Annotated in this window: 23 protein-coding genes and 1 tRNA gene; 9 read left to right on the forward strand and 15 right to left on the reverse strand. The window is 49.0% G+C overall.

Going from position 1 to position 22,240, the window contains the following annotated elements:
• The first annotated feature begins 270 nt into the window (after positions 1-270).
• Positions 271-1,065, forward strand: coding sequence for a cation efflux transmembrane domain-containing protein (locus EL262_RS08450; RefSeq protein WP_025003715.1), 795 nt, complete (start codon positions 271-273; stop codon positions 1,063-1,065).
• 55 nt (positions 1,066-1,120) lie between these two features.
• Here the strand turns inward: EL262_RS08450 and EL262_RS08455 are convergent, their stop codons facing one another.
• The 3 genes from EL262_RS08455 to EL262_RS08465 all read right to left on the reverse strand — a co-directional run bounded on the left by EL262_RS08455 (position 1,121) and on the right by EL262_RS08465 (position 3,302).
• Entirely contained in the window at positions 1,121-1,633 is a 513-nt protein-coding gene (locus EL262_RS08455) for an ORF6N domain-containing protein (RefSeq protein WP_025003714.1), read from the reverse strand.
• A gap of 80 nt (positions 1,634-1,713) precedes the next feature.
• On the reverse strand, positions 1,714-2,943 hold the full coding sequence (locus tag EL262_RS08460) for a site-specific integrase (RefSeq protein ID WP_025003713.1): 1,230 nt from the start codon (positions 2,941-2,943) through the stop codon (positions 1,714-1,716).
• 274 nt (positions 2,944-3,217) lie between these two features.
• Positions 3,218-3,302, reverse strand: a tRNA-Ser gene (locus EL262_RS08465).
• Positions 3,303-3,609: 307 nt separating this feature from the next.
• On the opposite strand from EL262_RS08465, the gene coaA reads away from it, so the two are divergent.
• The 3 genes from coaA to EL262_RS08480 all read left to right on the forward strand — a co-directional run bounded on the left by coaA (position 3,610) and on the right by EL262_RS08480 (position 5,789).
• A complete protein-coding gene (coaA, locus tag EL262_RS08470; protein WP_078735468.1) occupies positions 3,610-4,599 on the forward strand; it encodes a type I pantothenate kinase in 990 nt (329 codons plus the stop codon).
• 147 nt (positions 4,600-4,746) lie between these two features.
• Positions 4,747-5,094: a hypothetical protein gene (locus EL262_RS08475; RefSeq protein WP_025836680.1), complete on the forward strand. Its 348-nt coding sequence runs from the start codon at positions 4,747-4,749 to the stop codon at positions 5,092-5,094.
• A 131-nt stretch (positions 5,095-5,225) separates the two neighbouring features.
• A complete protein-coding gene (locus tag EL262_RS08480; protein WP_126464409.1) occupies positions 5,226-5,789 on the forward strand; it encodes an NADPH-dependent FMN reductase in 564 nt (187 codons plus the stop codon).
• Between the two features lie 221 nt (positions 5,790-6,010).
• On the opposite strand, the gene EL262_RS08485 is transcribed toward EL262_RS08480, so the two are convergent.
• From EL262_RS08485 to tpx, 6 genes are all read right to left on the reverse strand, one after another.
• Positions 6,011-6,895, reverse strand: a complete 885-nt coding sequence (locus EL262_RS08485; protein WP_078735469.1) for a pirin family protein — start codon at positions 6,893-6,895, stop codon at positions 6,011-6,013.
• Between the two features lie 110 nt (positions 6,896-7,005).
• Positions 7,006-7,590: a Crp/Fnr family transcriptional regulator gene (locus EL262_RS08490; RefSeq protein WP_025836684.1), complete on the reverse strand. Its 585-nt coding sequence runs from the start codon at positions 7,588-7,590 to the stop codon at positions 7,006-7,008.
• A gap of 163 nt (positions 7,591-7,753) precedes the next feature.
• Positions 7,754-8,914, reverse strand: a complete 1,161-nt coding sequence (locus EL262_RS08495) for a cytochrome d ubiquinol oxidase subunit II (protein ID WP_025836687.1) — start codon at positions 8,912-8,914, stop codon at positions 7,754-7,756.
• Positions 8,915-8,959: 45 nt separating this feature from the next.
• Positions 8,960-10,546 (reverse strand): cytochrome ubiquinol oxidase subunit I, encoded by a 1,587-nt coding sequence (locus EL262_RS08500; protein WP_420874816.1) that lies wholly within the window; start codon positions 10,544-10,546, stop codon positions 8,960-8,962.
• Between the two features lie 86 nt (positions 10,547-10,632).
• Complete coding sequence (locus EL262_RS10250) at positions 10,633-10,905, reverse strand: DUF4492 domain-containing protein (RefSeq protein WP_025836690.1); 273 nt, start codon at positions 10,903-10,905, stop codon at positions 10,633-10,635.
• A 458-nt stretch (positions 10,906-11,363) separates the two neighbouring features.
• A complete protein-coding gene (tpx, locus tag EL262_RS08510; protein ID WP_036847085.1) occupies positions 11,364-11,858 on the reverse strand; it encodes a thiol peroxidase in 495 nt (164 codons plus the stop codon).
• 321 nt (positions 11,859-12,179) lie between these two features.
• Here tpx and EL262_RS08515 point away from each other — a divergent pair, with 321 nt between their 5' ends.
• Both EL262_RS08515 and EL262_RS08520 read left to right on the forward strand, forming a co-directional pair.
• Positions 12,180-12,839 (forward strand): DUF6796 family protein, encoded by a 660-nt coding sequence (locus EL262_RS08515; RefSeq protein ID WP_025836694.1) that lies wholly within the window; start codon positions 12,180-12,182, stop codon positions 12,837-12,839.
• A gap of 4 nt (positions 12,840-12,843) precedes the next feature.
• Positions 12,844-13,803 (forward strand): ketopantoate reductase family protein, encoded by a 960-nt coding sequence (locus tag EL262_RS08520; protein WP_025836696.1) that lies wholly within the window; start codon positions 12,844-12,846, stop codon positions 13,801-13,803.
• Positions 13,804-13,908: 105 nt separating this feature from the next.
• Here the strand turns inward: EL262_RS08520 and EL262_RS08525 are convergent, their stop codons facing one another.
• Genes EL262_RS08525 through EL262_RS08550 form a run of 6 tightly spaced genes read right to left on the reverse strand, consistent with a single transcriptional unit; the run spans position 13,909 to position 18,500 of the window.
• Positions 13,909-14,526: a WbqC family protein gene (locus EL262_RS08525; protein ID WP_025836698.1), complete on the reverse strand. Its 618-nt coding sequence runs from the start codon at positions 14,524-14,526 to the stop codon at positions 13,909-13,911.
• A gap of 5 nt (positions 14,527-14,531) precedes the next feature.
• On the reverse strand, positions 14,532-15,098 hold the full coding sequence (locus tag EL262_RS08530; protein WP_036853276.1) for a hypothetical protein: 567 nt from the start codon (positions 15,096-15,098) through the stop codon (positions 14,532-14,534).
• 15 nt (positions 15,099-15,113) lie between these two features.
• The gene (gene lepB / locus EL262_RS08535) at positions 15,114-16,529 is read right to left on the reverse strand and encodes a signal peptidase I (protein ID WP_025836701.1); all 1,416 of its coding nucleotides are present in this window, start codon (positions 16,527-16,529) and stop codon (positions 15,114-15,116) included.
• A 24-nt stretch (positions 16,530-16,553) separates the two neighbouring features.
• The gene (gene dapB, locus EL262_RS08540; protein ID WP_025836702.1) at positions 16,554-17,285 is read right to left on the reverse strand and encodes a 4-hydroxy-tetrahydrodipicolinate reductase; all 732 of its coding nucleotides are present in this window, start codon (positions 17,283-17,285) and stop codon (positions 16,554-16,556) included.
• Between the two features lie 58 nt (positions 17,286-17,343).
• Positions 17,344-17,883, reverse strand: coding sequence for a dTDP-4-dehydrorhamnose 3,5-epimerase (gene rfbC / locus EL262_RS08545; RefSeq protein WP_025836703.1), 540 nt, complete (start codon positions 17,881-17,883; stop codon positions 17,344-17,346).
• Positions 17,884-17,891: 8 nt separating this feature from the next.
• Positions 17,892-18,500, reverse strand: coding sequence for a thymidine kinase (locus EL262_RS08550; RefSeq protein ID WP_025836705.1), 609 nt, complete (start codon positions 18,498-18,500; stop codon positions 17,892-17,894).
• Positions 18,501-18,927: 427 nt separating this feature from the next.
• Between EL262_RS08550 and ftsA the strand changes: the two genes are divergently transcribed.
• Genes ftsA through EL262_RS08565 form a run of 3 tightly spaced genes read left to right on the forward strand, consistent with a single transcriptional unit; the run spans position 18,928 to position 22,179 of the window.
• Complete coding sequence (ftsA, locus tag EL262_RS08555; protein WP_025836707.1) at positions 18,928-20,361, forward strand: cell division protein FtsA; 1,434 nt, start codon at positions 18,928-18,930, stop codon at positions 20,359-20,361.
• A 2-nt stretch (positions 20,362-20,363) separates the two neighbouring features.
• Entirely contained in the window at positions 20,364-21,698 is a 1,335-nt protein-coding gene (gene ftsZ, locus EL262_RS08560; RefSeq protein WP_025836708.1) for a cell division protein FtsZ, read from the forward strand.
• A 25-nt stretch (positions 21,699-21,723) separates the two neighbouring features.
• Positions 21,724-22,179 (forward strand): GatB/YqeY domain-containing protein, encoded by a 456-nt coding sequence (locus EL262_RS08565; protein WP_025836709.1) that lies wholly within the window; start codon positions 21,724-21,726, stop codon positions 22,177-22,179.
• Positions 22,180-22,240 lie beyond the last annotated feature (61 nt).

Here is a 22,240-nt window from a genome sequence, read left to right on the forward strand (position 1 = left end):
TTCGTTTCATATATGCCGGAAAGTGTAGGCTTTAGTCTTTGCAAGTTTTTGTGGAAAAATACTCTCAAGCGAAGCGCAGCAGGAAGATTTTTACATCAAACCCATTAGGGCTTGAACTTTCAAAGACGTTAAGAAGCCGTAAATACTTTTGCATATAGAAATGGAAATGATTAACCGCCCCGATGGAATGACTGCCTATGGGAGTGGTTTACGGTTAAAGAAGCTGGCAAAAAAGCATTACTTTTGTATCATATAATAAAGGTTTTAATTATGTATAAATCAATATTTCATATTCCAAAAATGGATTGCCCCTGTGAAGAAAGCCTTATTCGCATGAAATTACAGGATACTAAATCTATCAAGCATCTTGATTTCGACCTTGCAAAACGGATATTAGTTGTAACACATAGTGGCGACAGCAGTAATTTTATTACAGAACTTGAATCACTTAATCTTGGTGCAAAGCTTCAAGAAACAGTGGCAACAGATGGTAATGATTCTATCGATAATCCAGCCCGACAGCGAAGAGTTCTATGGATTGTACTCGCAATCAATTTCGCTTTCTTTTTGATTGAAATTACAACAGGGCTTATTTCAGGTTCAATGGGATTAGTAGCAGATAGCCTTGATATGTTGGCGGATGCTCTTGTTTATGGTATGAGCCTTATGGCTGTGGGGGCTGTTATTGCAAAGAAAAAGCGAGTGGCACTTATAAGCGGCTACCTACAAATTTTACTTGCAGCATTAGGGCTGTCAGAGGTTATAAGGCGTTTCTTAGGATTTGAGATTATGCCCGAATTTAAAACCATGATTGTCATTAGCTTACTTGCCTTACTTGCTAACTCCATCTGTCTATGGTTGCTTCAACGTACTAAAAGTAAGGATGCACATATTAGAGCAAGCGTAATATTTTCGGCAAACGATGTTATTATAAATATTGGAGTTATTATAGCAGCCTTATTTGTTTGGTGGCTTGAAAGCAATATCCCTGATTTGATAATAGGTATAGTAGTTTTTCTTGTTGTTATTCGTGGTGCAATCCGAATTTTGAAACTGGCTAAATAAAAAATGGCGGGCTTTATCGGCTCGCCATCATTAGATTATCACAATTTGTGATAAGTTACTTTTCTTCATCAGGTATTCTGTACCCTATGGGTTTTCTTGGTTTGGGGTCAGGTTTACTTAATAACTGGGTTAAAGCTTGGTATATCTCACTGAACTGTGCATCTGTACTTTCTTCCAGTTCCTCGATACGTTTAAGAAGTTCATCATATCCGATAACCATTTGTCGCATCAGGACAAATGCCCGCATAATAGATATATTTACATCTATTGCTGTTTGACTTCTTAATACCGTAGAAAGCATTGCTACACCCTGTTCCGTGAAAACCATTGGGCTGACAGAACTGTGTTTTAGGGTTTCGGGGAACTGGTCACAAATTGTGACCAGTTGGTGAAACTCTTCTTTATCCAGTTCAAACATAAAGTCAGAAGGAAAGCGCTGAATGTTACGTTTGACAGCCTGTTTGAGAACTTTTGTCTTTACATTATATAACTCTGCTAAATGGAAGTCCAGCATTACCCTGTATCCCCGGACTTCAAAGATTTTGTTTTGAATGACTTGCAATTCCATATCTATTTATATTTTAATGTTTTAGAATAAAAATCGTTACCTAATTCGTTACCCATTGGTTACCTACTGGAAATAGGTAACTATTGAGCCACTTTTTTATAGATTTTTTCAATACCAGTAAACTGTTCGGAAAGTCCCTTCATGTCGCTGCTAATCTTACTATTAGTAATGCGGGCATAGATTTGGGTCGTTTCAATATTGGTATGCCCCAGCATTTTAGAAACGGTTTCAATGGGAACTCCTTTACCCAGTGTCGTTGTGGTGGCAAAGGTATGACGGGCAAGGTGAAACGTTAGGTTTTTCTTGATTCCGGCAAGGTCGGCAATCTCTTTCAAATAGGAATTAAGTTTTTGATTACTGATTACAGGAAGGATTTTACCGTTAGGAAGCTTATCCTTATATTTATCCAAAATCATCTTTGGAATGTCCAGTAACGGTACATTTACATCTATTCCAGTTTTCACCCGCTTAGTCATAATCCAAAGGTTGCCGTCAAACGACTTGCGGATATGCTCTTTTCTAAGTCCTGCTACATCTATATAAGCCAAACCGCAAAAACAAGAAAAAAGAAATAAATCCCGAACGTGTTCCAGCCTTTCGGAAACAAGGTTGAGTTCAAGGATTTTCTTGATTTCATCTTCCGTAAGGTATCCTCTATCAACCCTTTGTAAGCGTATTTTATAGTTGGCAAAAGGGTCGCCGACTATCAGCCCGTTGTTCCGGGCAATCAAGACTATACGTTTGAAGAACTGCATAAACTTGGCAGTCGTGTTATGGTTACATCTGCCAACTGTCATAAGATAGACCTCAAAGTCATTTATAAACATATTGTTTATAGACTTCAAAGCTATATCGGAAAGATTGTACTTAGCTTGGATAAAACTCGCAAGATGCTTGCGGGTTACTTCATACTTTTGATAGGTAGATGCAGATTTAGATAGACCTATAAGCTGCTTCACATCATCATTGTGCTTCTGAAATAAATTCAGCAACGTTTCGTGGTTCTCCGTATGCCCTAAAAATTCATTCTTGATTTGCTCGGCAGTAACATAGTTTTCTCGCCGTTGCCGTTCATGGTAGATTTGGTGTAATGATGCTTTAATGTCTTCCAGTAACTTATTGAGTTGTGCGCAGGACTTCCCAGTTGCTTTACCAGCTTTCACACTCCAATTATCGGGATGGATACTTTGTTTGGTACTAAACTGGCAAATTCTTCCATCAACGGTAATTCTTGCCATGATTGTTACCTCTCCATTACGTTTTTCTGACCCTTTTTTTAGGTAGAAAAGGACTTTGAATGTACTCTTCATAATCTCACTTTTTAATGTTACAAAACTACTTTTAATGTGTTAATTGTGAGATATATACAGGCTGTACAAATTTGGACAACGAGAGGTCATTTTTGGACAAATCGTTACCGTTTTTGTCCGGTATGGAATCGGTAACGATTTAGGCACAGATTTGTGTCTTTTGAGGTCTTTTTGGTGTCTTTTATGCTGGACAAAATACAAACAAAAAATCCTACAAATCATTGACTTGTAGGATTTTGTCTGTTTATTGTCTGTTTTTGTCCAGACCTTCCAGCGGAGAGAGAGGGATTCGAACCCCCGGAGGCTCTCACCTCAACGGTTTTCAAGACCGCCGCAATCGACCACTCTGCCATCTCTCCTGAGATTTTGCTCTGCAAAGTTAGGATAAATAATGTTTCTGTGCAAGTGTTTTGGGAAGAATGTTGTTGAGGTTAAGTGTTAGATGTGTTTTAGGGTGTGGGTTGATGGTGGTAGACTATATTTGATGGTGGGGGCGTTTATGGATTTTGTTGGGGTTAATGAGTGACTTTAGCCAGCCTTAGAGGATTTTCGGTAGCTTTGGGAGCTGTTTTTGAGAGGTTAGAGAGCCTTTTGATGTGGGATATCAATGAAAACCCTTACATTTGCAACACTTTAGATTAATCCAGAATTTTTGCAAGCCGGGATATGAGGTCGGACTTACATACAGACGAGACACAGGAGCTTCCACCGCTCTATGCTGCGACATTTTCGCCTTTTCAGAGCTTTACTCGTCAGGAGTGGAGCCGGCTTGACGACCATCCGGACTTCCCATTGCAGGAGATCAACCTTTCGAAGTTGCAAGGGCTCAATGAGCCTCTCACGTTTGAGGAGATACAAGATGTCTACCTCCCCTTGTGCAGGCTTTTGCAGATACACATCACGCATCGAAAGAGGCTTCATGCAGAGTACGATACGTTTTTTCACCGTCGGGGTGTCAAGATCCCCTATGTCATCGGCATTGCCGGTAGTGTGGCGGTAGGAAAGAGCACGACAGCGAGGGTTCTTCGCAAGCTCCTTTCGATGAATCCCGCGACACCTCATGTCGACCTCATCACTACCGACGGTTATCTCTATCCCAATGCCGAGCTCGAAGCTCGTGGTATCCTCAACCGTAAGGGCTTCCCTGAGAGTTACGATGCCGTCCGTCTCCTTAGCTTCCTTTCTGCTGTCAAGAGTGGCCGTCCCAATCTTGAGTCTCCCATCTACTCTCATCTCTACTACGATGTCATCCCCGATGAGGTGCAGATCGTCAATAATCCCGATATCCTTATTGTGGAAGGCATCAATGTCTTGCAAGTCCAGACCGTCCCCGGAAAGGCGAAGCGACAAGTCTTTGTGTCGGACTTCTTCGATTTCAGTATTTACGTAGATGCGGATATGTCGGACATACGAGAGTGGTACATCGAACGGTTTTTGAAGCTCCAGCGTACGGCCTTCCAAGATCCGGACTCCTTCTTCACACGATATGCCAATCTCTCCGAAGAAGAGGCACGTCGACTCGGTAACAGCATCTGGGAAGAGATCAACCTCGTAAATCTCGAACAAAATATCCAGCCGACACGATTCCGCTCGGATCTCATCCTGGAGAAGGGGCACAACCACGCCATCCGAGGGGTTCGTCTCCGCAAGGTCTGATCTCTTTATACCCCCGACTTTCATAATCGGCTGAGGCTCATCATCTCTCACCCTCAAAAGGGGCTCCATACTTCTTACCATAGATCAATGTACATCTTCCGGTGGTACAGTATCTTTGCATCATAATAAAAAAGAAAGGAGAATATTATGATGAAATTTGACATTCTACTCGTGGGAGAAACTTTTAAGGCGCACATCGACCTTTTGGAGCGCATTGCAGAGAGCAGGTACACTGCTGTCTCCACTGCCGAAGAAGGTGTGGAGAAGATGCAGGGCATCCTTTTTGACATCGTTGTCATCGACCGTGATATGGACAGCTCCGATCGTGCACTCATCCGCAAAATGTTGGAGCTCCAACAACCCGAAGCACTCCTCTTGGAGACAGACACGATAGATCCCGACGGTCTTCATTCTCTACTTAGCGACCATATCAAGAGCCTCAAATCTCAGTTGAAAGCGATTTATGTCGTCAAGGACAATGTCTTTCCGTTTTGAGAACGGCCTCTTTCTATGACCCCGATGGTGTTGTGGAAAGAGGCTTTTTGGCATAGGCTGCCACGTATAAGTCGATTGTTCACGGCATCATTCCTCTCTCTTAAACTCAAACAACTAAAAAAAGATTTTATATGAACGAAGCATCTACAAAAAGACCCATTAAGATCGTTGCCTTTGCAGGCAGCACTTCAAGCACTTCAATCAACCGACACCTTGTCGCATCTGTGTTGAAACAGATGCCCGGATACGAAGTTCGCATCCTCGATCTCAACGACTATGAGATGCCACTCTTCTCCGAAGACAGAGAAAAAGCCGGTTATCCACCACAAACAAAAGCATTTCTCGAAGCCATGGATGGTGCCGATGGCATAGTGTGTTCGTTGGCCGAACACAACGGCTCATACAGCGCAGCTTTCAAGAACCTCTTCGACTGGTCATCCCGTGTCCGTCGTGAGGTGTTTGGACAGAAGCCCATGCTCCTCATGAGTACTTCACCCGGCCGACTTGGTGGTGCCAATGTCCTTGCTGCCGGAAAGAGTACCTTCCCCCTCTGCGGCGCAGAAGTCGTTGCGACGTTTTCGCTTCCGAGCTTCGGACGCAATTTCGACATCGAAAGTCTCAGCATCACCGATGATGCTCTCAAGGCTCAATGCACCGAAGCTGTCGATACTTTCGTAGCACGTTTGGAAAAGTAATCAGACCCCGATACCTTCAATAACAGGGTGCGTCAGGATGGATCTCATCTTGACGCACCCTATTTTTGTGTGTATGCGAAACCCATGATACACTGCCCCCCAAAAAAGTCTTGTATGAAAGTCTGACCGATCATCACGATTCAGATAAAAAAGGACAGCCCACTCGAAATGGATTTTCCGAGTGGGCTGTCAGATTGGTAAAGGTGTGTGTTCAGGGGGTATTATCGTTTGGTGTCAAGGTGTCCGAAACGACCGTTGTTGAAGTCCTCGAAAGCCTGTAGAAGTTCGACTTTGGAGTTCATCACAAATGGGCCATAAGCCGCTATCGGTTCGCGGAGGGGTTCGCCACTCATCACGAGCACCACTGTGTCGGGGCGAGTAGCCTCGATGGTGAAGTCCTCTCCATTGCGGGCAAACTTGACAAAGGTGTCTGTGTCAATGTCTCTGTCTCCTATGCGGATGGCTCCACGGACGACAAGAAGAGCCGTGTTGTGCGAAGCCGGGAAAGAGAAGTCCGCTCGACCACTTTCGTTGAGCTTGGCATTCATGAGATATATCGGTGAGTGGGTGGTTGCAGGCCCTGCTGTACCTTGATACTCGCCCGCAATGACTTCGATCATCCCGGCACCATCGGGAAGAGTGTGCTTACCCATGGATGCGTTGGTGATGGACTGGTACTTGGGGGGAGACATTTTGTCCTTGGCTGGGAGGTTCGTCCAGAGCTGTACCATCTGAAACGGTCCGCCCTTCTTGGCCCACTCTGTCCCGTGAAACTCTCGGTGCAAGATACCCTTTGCCGCCGTCATCCACTGTACATCTCCACGACCGATGACACCGCCATGACCTGCACTGTCGGCATGCTCGACTTCGCCCTCATAGGCGATGGTCACCGTCTCGAATCCTCTGTGCGGATGGACATCCACTCCTCCGGGGACATCTGTCGGAGCCACATCACGAAGGGCATTGTAGTCGAGGAGGATGAAGGGATCCATCTCCTGCATCGAGAGTCCTTTGATGGAAGGGATGAAGTTGTGGACAAAGAAGCCGTCACCTACCCAGTGTGAAGATTGGGGGGCTGTCACAAGTGCAATATCTTTTGTTCTCATAATGTTGGTCCTTTCTTTGCTGTTGTTATCAACTTTGTTTTACACTGCAAAGTTAGTGACCTTCGCCCCCTCCGGCATTGATCTATGTTAAGAAGCGATAGGAGGATGTCTCATCCCCCTTTTGCGATTGCTCTGCGGACACGGCTCAGACTCTCCGGCGTGATCCCCAGATATGAGGCTATCATCGTCTGAGGCACTCTCAGGGGGATCTCGGGGAAGTCCTTGATGAACTGCAAGTAACGCTCCTCCGCTGAAGCACTCTGGAGGAGCGTGATCCGTCTATGGAGCATCTGTATATGCTCGTACAGCAGTTGTCTGTCGAGCTCCGCAAAAGCCGGATCCTCACGGACGAGCTTTTGGAGTTGATTCTCATTGATCAACAGCAGTCGGGTGGGCTCTATGGCTTGGATGAAGTGGTTCGATGGTAGGTTGAAGAACACACTGTCCACATTCATCAAAAACCATCCCTCGACGGCAAAAAACAACAAGTGTTCCTTCCCCTTGGGGTCTATCGAATACTCTCTTATCGCCCCTCTTTCGATAAAAAAGCGGTGGACACAAGTCTCCCCTGCACTCAGTATGAAGTCTCCACGATCGTACTCCTTGACCATACTGTGCTCAAAGAGCATGACCCTCTGCTCGTCAGTCAGTGGGACATTCGATCGGAGAAAGTCATCGAAGAAATATTCTCTCATACTGCATTCGTTCTTAAAAGACTGTTCATCATACGTCCAAAGATATACATATTTTATCGAGAATGTAAATGAGAAGAGGGTACTGTGCCAAAAAACAGAATTTGGCACAGTACCCTCTTAAATTATGGATGGATCGTTATCCTTCAAAGGCAAACGACCTTGATCAGTAGTTTACACCCTTATCGATGCTCTTCTTGTCGATCTTGTGGAAGTCGAGCTGTCTCCATGCGTAGAAGATGTATGCAAGTACGAATGGAATGAGGATCGATACATAACTCATCGTTTTGAGAGTGAATGGTGAAGACGAGCTGTTTTCGATCGTCAATGAACTCTGTGGATCGGCGATGGATGGGTAGTAGCAAGTGTTGTTCCATCCTGCAAGGAGGAGGAGGGTGAGCACTGTGAGGACGACACCCACGCCATGGAACCATATCCCCTTGTTGTAGTCCTTGACGAAGATGCTCTTACCCATACCGTAGAGGACGAGGACGACACCCACCAGAAGTGTTGCGATGAGGTAAGGCATGGCCATGAGGTTGTTGAAGAACTTGAACTTCTCCTGCGATACCACCTTCGTCACAGGATCGTAGGCATAGCCCGATGTCGTGAGGAGGAAGCCGAGGAAGAGCAAGAAGAACACGAGGAACAAGATCGCATTAGGGAGGAGTTGTTTACGTGCCTTTGCCTGGAGACCCTGCTCCACGATGTTGTTGATGAAATAGAGGAGACCGCTCACCCTTGCCAAGAAGAATACCGCAAGGCCGAGGACGACGTTCCAAGGATTGAGGACGGCTTCGAGGCCGTGGAGCTGTATCCCGTGGAAGGGTACCCATGAGCTCATCGTCGTATTGCCCTCAAATGCAATCATCGCATCCCTGTTGAGGACAAAGTTACCTCCGGTGAAGAGGGTAGCCACTGCCGTGCCGAGGAGGATGGGGCCGAGGACACCATTGATGAAGAGGAAGATCTGATAGGTCTTTGAGCCCCAGACGTTACCTTTCTTGTTTTGGTACTCGTATGAGATCGCCTGAATGACGAAGCAGAATAGGATCAGCATCCATACCCAATACGCACCGCTGAAGCTGACGGCATAGAAATATGGGAAAGATGCGAAAAATGCACCCCCAAAGGTCACGAGGGTAGTGAAGGTGTACTCCCACTTACGCCCCACCGAATTGACCATCATGCGGCGGTCTGCCGCGTCGAGACCCAGTGTGAAGATGAACGACTGTCCACCCTGCACGAAGAGAAGGAATACCAGCAAGGCACCAAGCAGAGATACGAGGAACCACCAGTAATGTTGTAGTGCTAAATATGTTTCCATAACTTATGTTGTCTTTCGTTTCTATAGTTTGAGTGATTCCGTTGCTCAGTGACCTGCATTTTCGATGGCTTTACCATCCTTGTCGATGTTCGGGCCATGCTTGATGGCCTTCACCATGATGCTGATCTCTGCGATGAGGAGAGCAGTGAAGAGCACAAGGAAGAGTATGAACGTCACCATGACCGAGTTTGAGGAGAGGTTCGAGATCGCCGCATTGACGGGGAGGATATCCTGGATCGTCCAAGGCTGACGTCCTACCTCTGCCACCACCCATCCTGCCTGCGATGCGACATAAGCGAATGGGATACAAGCGATGGCTACGTAGTGGAACCAGCGATCCTTCACGATCCTATCGCTACCCTTACGTGTGCGCCAGATCGCCCACATAAAGACGAGCAAGAAGAGCATCCCGAGACCTACCATGAGGCGGAAGCTATAGTAAAGGATCGTCACATTGGGGATGAGGTCGACCTTGTCTTTGATGTAGCCGTAACCGAAGTAAGGGAAGTTCTCTTCGAGCGTCTTGAGTTCGACAGCAGCCTTTGCTTCGTCACCGGCCTTCTTTGCTCTGCGGTATTCACCGAGGGCAGTGATGGCAGTCTTTCCTCTTGAGATCTTTTCGTCCGCAGAGAGAGCTATCTCCCCGTTGGGCATGGTGTATCCACCATCGATGATATCCTTGATGCCGGGGACATACGCATTGAAGTCATTGAAGGCAAGGAACGACAGCGTCTTGGGGGCATCGATCGTGAAGATGTATGGAGACTTGTCGTCTTCATAGTGCTCCTTTGCCGGATTGACTACACCGATTGTGCTGAGTCCCACGCCATTGTGTCCGACATAGAGGTTTTCCATCGCTGCGAGCTTCATAGGCTGGTGATGAGCCACTTGGCTTGCGCTGGTATGGCCGGTAAGGATCGTGATGATGATCGACACGAGGCCGAGCATTGCCGCGATCTTCATACTTTCGACCGCAAATCTCTGCTGACGCTTCTTGAGGAGGTACCATGCACTGACACCGACGACGAAGCATGAGCCAAGCACCCACGAAGAGATCACGGTGTGGAAAAACTTGACCACTGCCACCGGCGAAAGTGCCACTGCCCAGAAGTCGCTCATCTCATTACGGAGCGTGTCGGGGTTGAAGTCCATGCCGGCAGGGTACTGCATCCATGCGTTGGCGACGAGGATCCACCATGCCGAGAGCGTCGCTCCGATGATGGTGAGCCATGTCGATGCGAGGTGAAACCTCTTGGAGACTCTGTCCCACCCGAAGAACATCACCGCAATGAATGTCGCTTCCATAAAGAACGCAAGGATACCTTCGATGGCGAGTGGTGCACCGAAGATGTCGCCCACGAACATGGAGTAGTTCGACCAGTTGGTACCGAACTGAAACTCCAAGATAAGTCCGGTAGCCACCCCGATGGCGAAGTTGATACCGAAGATCTTTTGCCAAAACATCGCTGTGGCCTTCCAGAAAGGATCATCCGTGCGATAATACTTTGTCTCGGCCAATGACATGATGATACCCAAACCCAGGGTGAGTGGTACGAACAGCCAGTGGTACATCGCTGTAAGAGCAAACTGGGCTCTCGACCAATCAATGAGAGTGTTGTCAATTAGAAACATAATGTTTGGATTTTGTTTAGATAAAGAATATTCTTAGTGTTTTGTCTTTTTATTATCTGTGAAGTCTTGTCGTCCCTGTCGATCGCTCACTCCAGAGCTCTACGCTCATACTCCGACGATACATACTCGGTGCGCTCATCGACTGTATCCCCTTGTTTCTTCAGGAAGTTGGGGAACAAAAAAGCCTTGAGTATTGCGAACATGATAAACAGCTTGATGCCAATGATGGCCCACATCGTACGCCCCCAGGTCATACGCTTGAACCCATTGATATAGAAGCGATAGACCCTGCTGAAGACATTCCCCTTTGGGGCGTCCGAAGTAGCTTCTACGCCGTTGTTTATATTTTTCTCTTCCATATAATGACTATTGATGCTTAAATTTGAGAGAGCGAATTTATAAACGTTATACTTCAAGTCCAAGTAAAATACACATTATTTCTGTGATTTTGCACAAAAAAACTATTATTTATTGATTATCCCCTAAAATTTCCTTTGGAATTAACTCTTTCGGAGCTCGTGATGAGCGATTTAGACTTTCTCGACCGAGGGGAAGAGGGGATGCCGTGGGACAAAAAAAGAGACTGCCCGTGCTTCCTCTCCTTTGGATGCCTTTTTCAGCCTCATCTCTCTGACTGTCAGACGGCAGAATGCATTCTGTCGAGGTGCGGAATACATTCTGTCACGGGACAGAGATGTGCCAAAGGTACAGACCGCCTCGGCAGGGCACACCACTCCCCCTCGAATGTGACAAAACGAGCTGTGTCGAGATGATGGCTTCGACACAGCTCGTTTTGTCTTTCATGACTCAGGAGACCTTACGAAAGTACCTTCACGACAGCTTCGTAGTCAGGCTCCTGTGAGATGTCCGACACAAGCTCGTGGTGAATGACCTTGCCCTCTTCATCGATGACGACGACGGCACGAGCGAAGAGACCGGCAAAAGGTCCTTCGGCGATGCGCACACCGTAAGCAAGGTCGAAGTCCATGTTGCGGAACATCGATACGGTCATCACTTTATCTATCCCTTCGGCTCCACAGAAGCGACCTTGTGCAAAAGGCAAATCCTTGGACACACAGAGGACGACAGTATTTTCGAGCTGAGCGGCACGCTCATTGAATGTACGCACACTCTGAGCACAGACACCGGTGTCGATGCTGGGGAAGATGTTGAGGACGACACGAGTGCCCTTGAGGCTGTTTAGAGTGAGGTCGGACATATCCACTCGGACAGCAGTGAAGTCCGGTGCCACCTCGCCGACCATAGGTTGATGACCGAGGATGGGTAGTGCATTGCCCCTCATGGAGACCATCGTGGTGTCGGGAGCGGATAAGGTTTCTTGGTTGGCAAGGGTAGATTGCCGGTTGGGCTGAGTACACGCCACGAAGAGGCCGACGGCAGCGACGAAGGCCAGTTTGATTTTGATGTTCATGTCTATGATGTTTTTGTGAATGTCGGAGAGATTTCCGACAGTTTGTTAAATGTACCGCAAAGTTATAAATGATATTCGGAGTCCAAGTGGAAAGTCCGTATTTTATTGTGTCGAAATACTTAATTATGGGGATTTTTTGGCGTGGTTAAAAGCCTTACTTTTGTCCGTATGATATTGTGACACAAAAGATAAGAGGTTGATATGGACAAGAGGCTTTACCTGACCGCTCGGGCCGGACTGCTCGGAAGTTTGTTGATGTTCGTGGGAGATATGTTGTTGTATTTCACCACCGAACCCCTCATAGATGTGGAGAAGGATCTGTTGATCTTCATGGGGAACGTCCCCACAGCACGGCTCTTTGCCGGAGGGATCGTCGCTCCGTTTGCTATGGCTCTCTATCTCGTGGGCTTCTATCACCTCTATCTCAGGACAAAGGATCCGTACAAGGAATGGGGCAGATGGACTTTCGTATTGCTTGGTATGGGGATCCTCTGTTCGGGGGCTTATCACGCTTTCTTTCCGGCTTTCGGGATTGTCTCGTCCGAAGGGCAGGCGCAGCTCATAGAACCTTTACTCAGCTATCTCTCTTGGCTCGGAGGGATAGGTTTTGCCCTTCTGGGCTTGGGGTGGTCGCTCTATGCCTGCCTTATCCTTCGCCAACACACGGACTTCCCTCGATGGGCAGTGCTCTTCACCCCCATCGTGACGGTCTGGCTTGGGGCGATATGGAGCGTTTTGCCTACGCCTTTGCCCGTCATCATCGGAGGAGGCTGGTTCAACATCATCTTCTCCCTCTTCTATCTCATCGCATTGGTGACCATGAGAGGGCAGACAAGGACAACCTCTGTCGAAAAAAACTGAATAGATGGCTGCACGACGCATCTTGATCTTCGGTGCCGGCGTCATCGGCTCGATCTATGGCGGACTGCTCGCTCTCGGTGGCTCAGAGGTGACCCTCTTGGCTCGTGGACGGAGATTGGAGGAGTTGAGAAGTGACGGGCTTCGGCTCCAAAGGACAGACGTGACCGGTGCTTCGATGACTTCGCTCCTAAAGCCCTCTGTCCGTGTCATCGATCACCTTGACGCCGAGGAGGTCTACGACTATGTGTTCGTCTGCCTCCGTGCCGAACAAGTCATGTCGGCACTCCCTCTGCTTGCTTCAAACCGCTCGAAGACTTTCGTGTTCATGGTGAACAATGCTCGGGGTTACGATCTGTGGGAAGAGGTGTTGGGCAAAGGCCGGGTGCTCCCGGCTTTCCCGGGCGCAGGTGGAGAGATCCGTGAGGGTGTCGTGTGTTACGGCCTCACCAAGAAGATGGTACAGCCGACGGTATTGGGTGAAATCGGAGGGGAACGATCGGTACGGATGAAGAAATTGCGAAAACTGCTTGATGGGGCGGGATTTGCGACCGAAATCCGGAGGGATATGGATGCTTGGCAGAAGACCCATCTGGCACTCGTGTGCCCTTTGGCTTGCGCCCTCTACCTCGATGGGGGTGACAATCGCACCTTGGTACGAAACACGACAGTCCTCACCCTTGCCGCCAAAGCCCTGAAAGAGACGCTCGCCTTCATCCGACAGTCGGGTATAGGTATCCGACCTGAGAGGTTCGGACTGATACGTTTCGTGCCGGTGTGGATGATAAGGGCCGTGCTGGCATGCCTCTTTGATTCCCGATGGGCAGAGACTTTCGTCCTCGGACATTCTCTCAATGCCCGGGGAGAGATGGAGCATCTGACACAGGAGCTCCTGACCTTGGCTGAGCAACGTGGCTTTGACTTGCCCGTGCTGCGACAGTTGACCCCATCACGGTTCGGGCATTGAGTGGGACAAAAAAGGTCAAAGGACTTTCAAGAACAAATCAAACGACTTTCGAGAACAAGTCAAAGGACTTGTTTTCTCAGATTCAGGGACTGTTGAGGAGAGAGGTTATCGGCTTTGGAGGTAGAGGATGGCTTCGTTGCCTGTATTGAGCAGAAGGTCGAGGACGGAGAGGTTGGGCGCGAAGCCCCAACGCTCCTCGTACACCTGCCAATATCTCTCGAACCTCGATGACTCCGGCTCATAGTCGCGTGCGCAGACTTCGCTCACGAAGACTGCATCCACAGGGAGTGTGTCTGTGAGGCTTGGGAGTTTGAGACCGAGATGTTCACAGAGAAAAGCCAACCAGCGGTGATTGTATGAGATCAGGGTTTCGTGCTCGTGATCATGGGTCAGCAGACCTTTGATGTCGTCGATGAAATGTTCGAGAAAAGGGGAGGAGCCGTAGCTGCTTTCGATCGTGCGAAGATGGCGTTCGCGCCACTCTCCATGCTCCGAAAGGTGTATGGTAGTTGTTGTAGGAGGGGGATAGTCGTACTTCTCCACAGGGATGGACATGGAAGCACGACCGTTGGGTGTCATGAGATCGGCTCTGTTGCGGTAGGTCTGTTTGCGATAAGACTCGCCCGTGTAGATGTAGACTTCGTCGGCATGGGCAATATACCTCATGTAGGCGACGGAGGGTAGAAAGGCTGTGGGGAGATAGACCTTGGAAGGATAAATCATGGGTGTCAAAATGGCAAACTCACTGAGCCGATCACTCGGCCTACGATATCCTCCTTACTGATCCAAACATGGGTGCCATAGACCGTGCTGAGGAGAAAATAATCTCGTGAAAAACGGTGTCTCTTTGTCCTCGTGAGCTTGAATAACTTCTCGTACGAAAAGTCCTTCGCCTTCTCGTCCATGTCGGCCAGCAGGAGCGGTAGGAGCATTTCGACCTTGGCACTGTCGAGACTTATCTCTTCGCCACGGACAGGGATGGGGAGTACGATACTGTCGTTGAGATGGTAGACATCCCCCGGCTTGCCGACACATCGTCCGAGCGTGATGAGCGACCTTTGGGTGGTGCCTGATGTCAGGGGATCTTGATAGATAAGGTCATCGGAGACCTCGACGGTACGAGAGCGTTTGTTGATGAATAGCAGGGTGTGGGGTGTCAGCCCATCCAGATGCACAGTGTCGGCATCTCCGAGGTAATAGGTCGTAAAGACGGCCGTCCGCAGCCCCACCACCAAAGCAATGAGGACGAGTGCGAGGATTGACCTCCTGATGACCTTGTTTACCGAGGATGCCATGATGGACAAGCAGGATTATTTGGGGATGGTGAAGAACCTGTTCCAACGTATTCCGCCACCGAAGAGGGACTTGTCCTTGTCGAGGGACAACCACACGAAGAGGGGCTTGCCCACGATGTGATCCTCCGGTACGAATCCCCACGTGCGAGAGTCGGCAGAGTTGTGCCTATTGTCACCCATCATGAAGTAATAGTCCATGGCAAACGTATAAGTGTCCGATGCGATGCCATCGATGAATATACGTCCCTCTTTGACCGCAAGCGTATGACCTTCAAAGTTGCGGATGCAACGCTCGTAGAGGGGTAGGTTTTCGGGGGTGATATGTATGGTTGCTCCTTTCTTGGGTATGAAGATAGGGCCGAAGTTGTCTCGTGTCCATCCGGTGTCCATCACCAAAGGATAGATGGGGAAGTTCTCAGCCGTTGGTGTAGGCTCGACGACAATCTTTCGGACTCCTGCACGCTTCGACAACTTCTCTTTCATCTCCTTTGTAAGAGGGAAGTGGTAGACGATGCCATAATTTTGAGGTGAGATCGTGTCGAGGTGCATACTCGCAAAGAGTTCGGCATAAACGGCAGCACGGCCATCCAGTGCCATCTGATCATCGAGACTGACACCGAGTTCACTCAGTTCGTCCTCCGGAAGGAACGTGCCATCGGTCTGCACAAAGTAATTGTACTGAATGTATTCGGGATCTTCGGTACGTTTGCCGTTGATGAAGAGTGCATTTTCACGTATCATGAGCGAGTCGCCCGGCATACCCACACAACGCTTGACATAGTGGTCGCGCATATCCACAGGGCGGTAGACGACGTCGCCGAATATCGCTTTGTTCGTCCGGACATTCTCTCTCCCATGCTGTAGCACAAGGCTGTAATAGTCTATTTCAGGCTTTTTGAGAGCTACGGTGTCACCGGCGGGGAAGTTGAAGACCACGATGTCGCCCCTCTCCACGTTGCCCAAGCCTTTGGCTCTGCGATAGCCCCACTGTGGCGTGTCGAGGTAAGACTTGCTCCCCCATGGGAACATATTGTGCATCAATGGGAATGCTATAGGTGTCATCGGGATTCGAGGGCCGTAGCTGAGCTTGCTCACGTAGAGGTGATCACCCACGAGGCAGGTCTTCTCCAGAGACGAGGTAGGGATCTTGAACTGCTGGAAGACAAACAGGTTGAGCAGGTGTACGAGGATGAGTACAGACACAAGGTCTTCGACCCACTTCATCGTGCTTCGGAGAGTGGAGTTGGGGTGATCCTCCCACCACCTCCAGCGGATGACCTTGGTGAAAAATGCGTCAAAAAGTATCGGGAAGATGATGAGAAATACCCAAAAACTATCCACCCAGATGGTGAAGAGTATGAGCATTATTGTATAGAGGGCGAACCTCAACCAAGTCTTACGGCTTATGTTCTTAAAGTCTATCTTATTCATAATCTATCAGTCTTGAGGGCATACTCACACGCCCATCATATCTTTCATTCCAAAAGTGCCCTTTTTCCCTTTGAGGTATTCGGCAGCGAGGACGGCACCGAAGGCAAAGCCTTGACGTCCCTTTGCCGAATGCTCTATGCTGATGCTGTCGATGTCCGACTCATATCGTATGCGATGGATGCCCGGGACTTCACCCTCTCGGGAGCATGCTATGCCAAGTCCATCTGCAGGTATTGCAGGAGTCTCACTATCCAAGAAGGGTACGATCGTGGCTTTACGCTCGAGTTCGGACAAGATCCCCTCGGCCAACGACAATGCCGTGCCACTGGGATGATCCTTCTTATGAATGTGGTGCACCTCCTCCATACGCACATCGTAAGTATCGTGGGCATTCATGAGACGAGCCAGATGACGGCTCACGAGGTCAAAGATATAGACTCCGACACTGAAGTTCGACGCATAGAAGAAAGCCCCGTCGCAGGTCTTGCGTACACGCTCCACTTCTTCGCGACGAGCGAGCCAACCGGTAGTGCCGGAGACGATAGGGAGTCCATGCTCAAAACAATAAGTATAGTGCTGTACGGCAGTATCGGGGGTCGTGAATTCGATCACCACATCTGCGGACAGAAAAGCCTCCGAAGCCAAGGCTTCAGGGTTGTCTCGGTCCACGATGGAGACGATGCTATGTCCCCTTTGGAGAGCGATCTTCTCGATCTCATGCCCCATCTTTCCGTATCCTATAAGTGCTATTTTCATTGGGATATAACTATTTGCCTTCCCCACTTGTGGGTCTTGCAAAGATAGTCATTCTCACTCAAAGCGATACCCCTGCAAGGTCTTTCTCCGACAAGATGAGGTCATCGAGTGAATAGTATCGGGACAGTAGTTCTGCCACAGACGTGTAGTGATAGGTCTCTTCGCTCTCGGGGTGATAGTTCTCATCCACCTTGTACTGGAGCACCGTGTTCGGGTCGAGGGCAAGGAAGCCATGCGCGTATCCGGCAGGGATATAAAGGGCTTGTCCCGAGTGGGCTCCGAGCGAGATTGCTATGCTCTTGCCGTAGGTCGGTGATGAGGGGTTGACGTCGAGGACGAAGTCGATGATCCTGCCTGAGAGAACACGTACGAGTTTGCTCTGTGCATGGGGCGCACGCTGGAGATGCATGCCTCTGAACACCCCTCGATGAGAGACCGAGACATTGTCCTGTACAAATGGTTTTTGACCGGCCTTGCCGATGGGTGAGTCGATCCAGCATTTTTGGTTGAACGACTCATAGAAGCAGCCTCTACTGTCCTTATATACGGGGGCTTCCAAGAGCAATACTCCGGGTAGATCAAGTTCGGTGACAACCATGGCAGATGTTATTTTTGAGATGAAGACTTGACCCTGTCGAGATAACAACATCGACATAAGGGTGCATACTCACCGATCTCTCCGAGGAGTACCTGATCATCACCCTCGACGAGACGGAATGAATAATTGGCCGGAGCACCACAAGACACACAGACAGCATGTACCTTCGTCACCGAGTCGGCGATGGAGATGAGCGCAGGCATGGGTGCAAAGGGGCGACGCATGAAGTCCATGTCCAGTCCCGAGATCACGACACGGATGCCATCGTCGGCCAAGGCTTGACAGACATCGACGATGCCGCTGTCGAAAAATTGTGCTTCGTCGATCCCCACGACATCCACATCCGAAGCCATGAGTACGATGTTGCTCGAATGCGCCACGGGAGTGCAGGATATGGCCTTGCGATCATGGCTGACGACATCAGAAGCCGAGTATCTGTTGTCCGTCTCAGGCTTGAATACCTCTACCCTCATCTTGGCGATGGTAGCACGCTTGAGACGGCGCATGAGCTCCTCCGTCTTCCCCGAAAACATCGAGCCACAGATCACCTCTATACTTCCACGAGGTTTGGAGAGGAGTCTGAGGTTTTCGGCCTCAATGGCATGGTCTTGTGTCATCGTAATAATATTGAGATTGGCGTATGCGATTAGATTTTATGCAGAAACAAAAATAACTCATTTTAGGATTTTACACAAGTAGAGGCTGAAAATCTCATGTCTCGGACAGTTACATTGCCATAGGGCTCTCAGCCCCTTCCACTCTAAATCGCAAATGCTCCGAATGTATGCTTTTTTCGCTACGATATCATCGATGACGGATGGTTTCGGTCTGTCATCGCAAAAAAACGGCTCATACTCTTTCTTCTCTTATCCAAAGCCATAAAAATCAACCTGGTGTCAAAAAAAAGTGTTATAAATGCCCCCTGTGGTTGGCAGAAAAGTTTTATATTTGCTTGAAGGCGCAGGAGGGACAAAAATATGTGTTTTTACGAGTATTTTTTTCGACCCTTGTCGCCCCAATCTAACACTCTCCACATATCTTTAAATGCAACAAAATAGCACCACCACAGTAGTCGTCATTGACTTTGGGACCTCTGTCATTAAGGGAGCGTTGGCTGAGAAGTTGGCCGACGGTCAGTTTGACATCCTCTACTATGCCGACGAGCCCTCCGATGATTGTATCAAGAGGGGCGTCATCTACAATATGGAGAAGGCTGCGCAGAAAGCACAGTCGGTCATCTCTCGTCTCGAAAAACTGTACGGAAAGCGTATCACCAAGGTTTATTCGAACATTGGGGGGCATACGCTGCGCACCGTCCGGCATATCGAGTCGTTAGCCTTTGACACGCCTCACGAGATCACGAAGGAGGATATAGAGACTTTGTACAGTCAGGTCGAGAGCTTCTCACATGACAAGTACGAGAGACTCCTTATAGACTCTCCTCAATACTTCATCAATAGCAATTATACGACTTCGCCCATAGGGGTGCAGGCACTCAAGATCGATGCCAAGTTTCAGCTTATCGTGGCGAACCCTCAGATACGCAGCAATGTCGAGAATGTCGTCGAACGAAAGCTCAATCTCGAGCTTGCCGGACTACCCATTGCCCCTCTCGTGCTGAGCAAGACGTTCCTCAATGAGGATCAGAAAAAGCTGGGTTGTGTACTCATCGACTTCGGTAGTGGCAGTACGACGATATGTGTCTTTCGAAACGAGCTCCTTACCGGCATACGTGTGATCCCCCTCGGTGCTCAAAATATCACCAAGGACATCATGGCCATGCACATCACGGAGAGTGAGGCGGAGCGCATCAAGAAGCAGGACGGATCGGCGATAGCTGAGGCCAGTGACAAGTCGATGATCGAGGTCAATGCTGCGGACAAACTTTCGACCAAGCAGATCTCGAAGTATGAGCTGTGCAGGTTCATCGAGGCTCGTACCAAGGAGATCATCGACAATGTCGTCCATCATCTCAAGGATATGATCAAGCCCGACGACATCGGTGGTGGTATTGTCGTCACGGGTGGTGGGTCGGAAATGAGAGGATTTTTGGAGAGATTGGACGAGACCCTCAAGATGAAGGTCGAGGTGGCTTCGGCACTTATCCCCAATCACAGACAGAATACTCCTTACATCAACAACCCCAAGTTGCACCTCCTCTACGCAATGATCGACTATGCGTCGGAGGATTGTGTCGAGAGGCCTTTCGTAGAGCAGACACAGCAAACTGCTGAGTCCCTTGTGCAGGATAATTCTTATCCCGAAGATGACTACATCAATAGCCGTGAAGGTGAGCAACAACCGCTCTTCTCCGAAGACGAGTTGCCTCCACCTGAGGAAAAACCAATCGATGTCATCAAAGCCGGAGGTAAGGGTGGCTCAAAGAAGGTCTCGTCCAAACCTTCCTCCAAAAACAGTGGTGCAAAGGGCGTCGTGGATAAGCTATTGGGCTGGTTGATACCTGTTGAAGAAGATTAAGTATGGAAGACAAACTATTACATATCAATAACAAGAGAGAGGCAAACACTTCTATCATCAAAGTGATAGGGGTAGGTGGTGGTGGCGGTAACGCCGTCAACCACATGTACGATCAGCATATCAAGGATGTCAGCTTCTTGCTGTGCAACACCGACCGTCAGCACCTCAACAAGAGTCGCATCCCGACCACTCTCTGCATCGGGGAGAAGATAACGATGGGCCTTGGTGCAGGGAACCGCCCCGAGCGTGCTCAGCAGGCGGCCGAGGAGAGTAAGGAGGACATCCGCAAGGCACTCTCCGATGGTACTCGTATGGTCTTCATCACTGCCGGTATGGGTGGTGGTACAGGTACGGGGGCTGCTCCTGTCATCGCTCGCATAGCCAAGGAGATGGGGATCCTCACCGTGGGGATCGTGACGATACCCTTCCTCTTTGAGGGTCAGCGCAAGATCTTGCAAGCCATCAAGGGGGTAGAGGAGATGAGCCAAAATGTCGATGCCATCCTTGTCATCAAGAATGAACTCCTCCGCAAGGTCTATCCGGATCTCAAGGTCAGCGAAGCCTTCAAGCGTGCCGATGAGACTCTCACCACGGCGGCGAGATCGATATCCGAACTTGTGACGGACGAGGGAGACATCAATGTAGACTTTGCCGACGTTTCCACAATCCTGACCAACGGTGGTCTTGCGATCATCAGCAGAGGCTTCGCATCCGGGCCGAACAGCGTCTACGATGCGATCAAAGATGCCCTTCACTCTCCCTTGGTCAATACGAGTAACTTTCAGAAGGCTTCTCGTGTCCTTCTTTATATCACTTACAGCGAGCAGTCTCAGCCGGACACTGAGGTCTTTGATCACCTCAATAGTTTCATGGCACGTATCCTCGGAGATTATGACTTCATCTGGGGTTGTGGCAAGGATGAGAGTCTCGGCGATCAGGTCAGAGTGACACTTCTTGCTTCAGGCTTCGATGTTCAGACACTCATCACCGATGAGACTGCGATGGAGAAGATCAAGGAGTATTACGGAGACGAGATGAAGGGCGAGACCACGTTCCGTACTGAGACTTCGGTCATCTTTACCGTGGACGAGTTGGAGGACGAGACGTTTATCTCCATGATCTGCGACACGCCTACACTCAAGCGTAGTAGCAATACGGTCGATCGTTATCGAGCCGGACGCAAGGGCGCAGGCGAGAAGTCTCAGACCAATAAAGAGGAGACACAAAGAGTCGGTTCTCACCAACCCATTCATGAAGAAGTACCTGTGATGGAGCCTGAAAATACGAAGAATGATGAACCCGAACTCGATGACGAACTCATCATGTTCGGCAGATGATAAATACAAAAGAAAGAGACAAAATATGAGTACATTAGTCGAAAAGATCAACGACGAGATCAAGAAAGCCATGTTGGCAAAAGAGAAGGTGAGACTGGAAGCCCTCAGAGCCGTCAAGAAAGAGTTCCTCGAAGCCCTTACTGCAAAGGACGCCGGTGGCAAGCTGGAGGATGTAAAGGCTCTTCAGATCATCGCTAAACTCGTCAAGCAACGTGAAGAGAGTGCCAAGATCTATCGTGAGCAGTCTCGTCCGGATCTTGCGGAGGTCGAGGAGGCGCAGGCTGAAGCTCTCAAGGAGTATCTCCCTCAACAACTTTCGGAAGACGAGGTGCGTGCCGAGGTCAGTGCCATCATCGCCCAGTTGGGTGTCAGCGACATGAAAGGCATGGGGCAAGTCATGGGTGCAGCGACAAAAGCTCTCAGTGGTCGTGCCGATGGTAAGCTCATCGCAGACATTGTCAAAGCCCTCCTTTCAAAGTGATAAATTTCTAAAGCTGCTCCCAAGTTTTGGGCACTTTCTGTCTCTCGACAGAACACTCTCT

The organism is Porphyromonas cangingivalis, assembly GCF_900638305.1.
In the GTDB taxonomy this organism is placed as follows: domain Bacteria; phylum Bacteroidota; class Bacteroidia; order Bacteroidales; family Porphyromonadaceae; genus Porphyromonas_A; species Porphyromonas_A cangingivalis.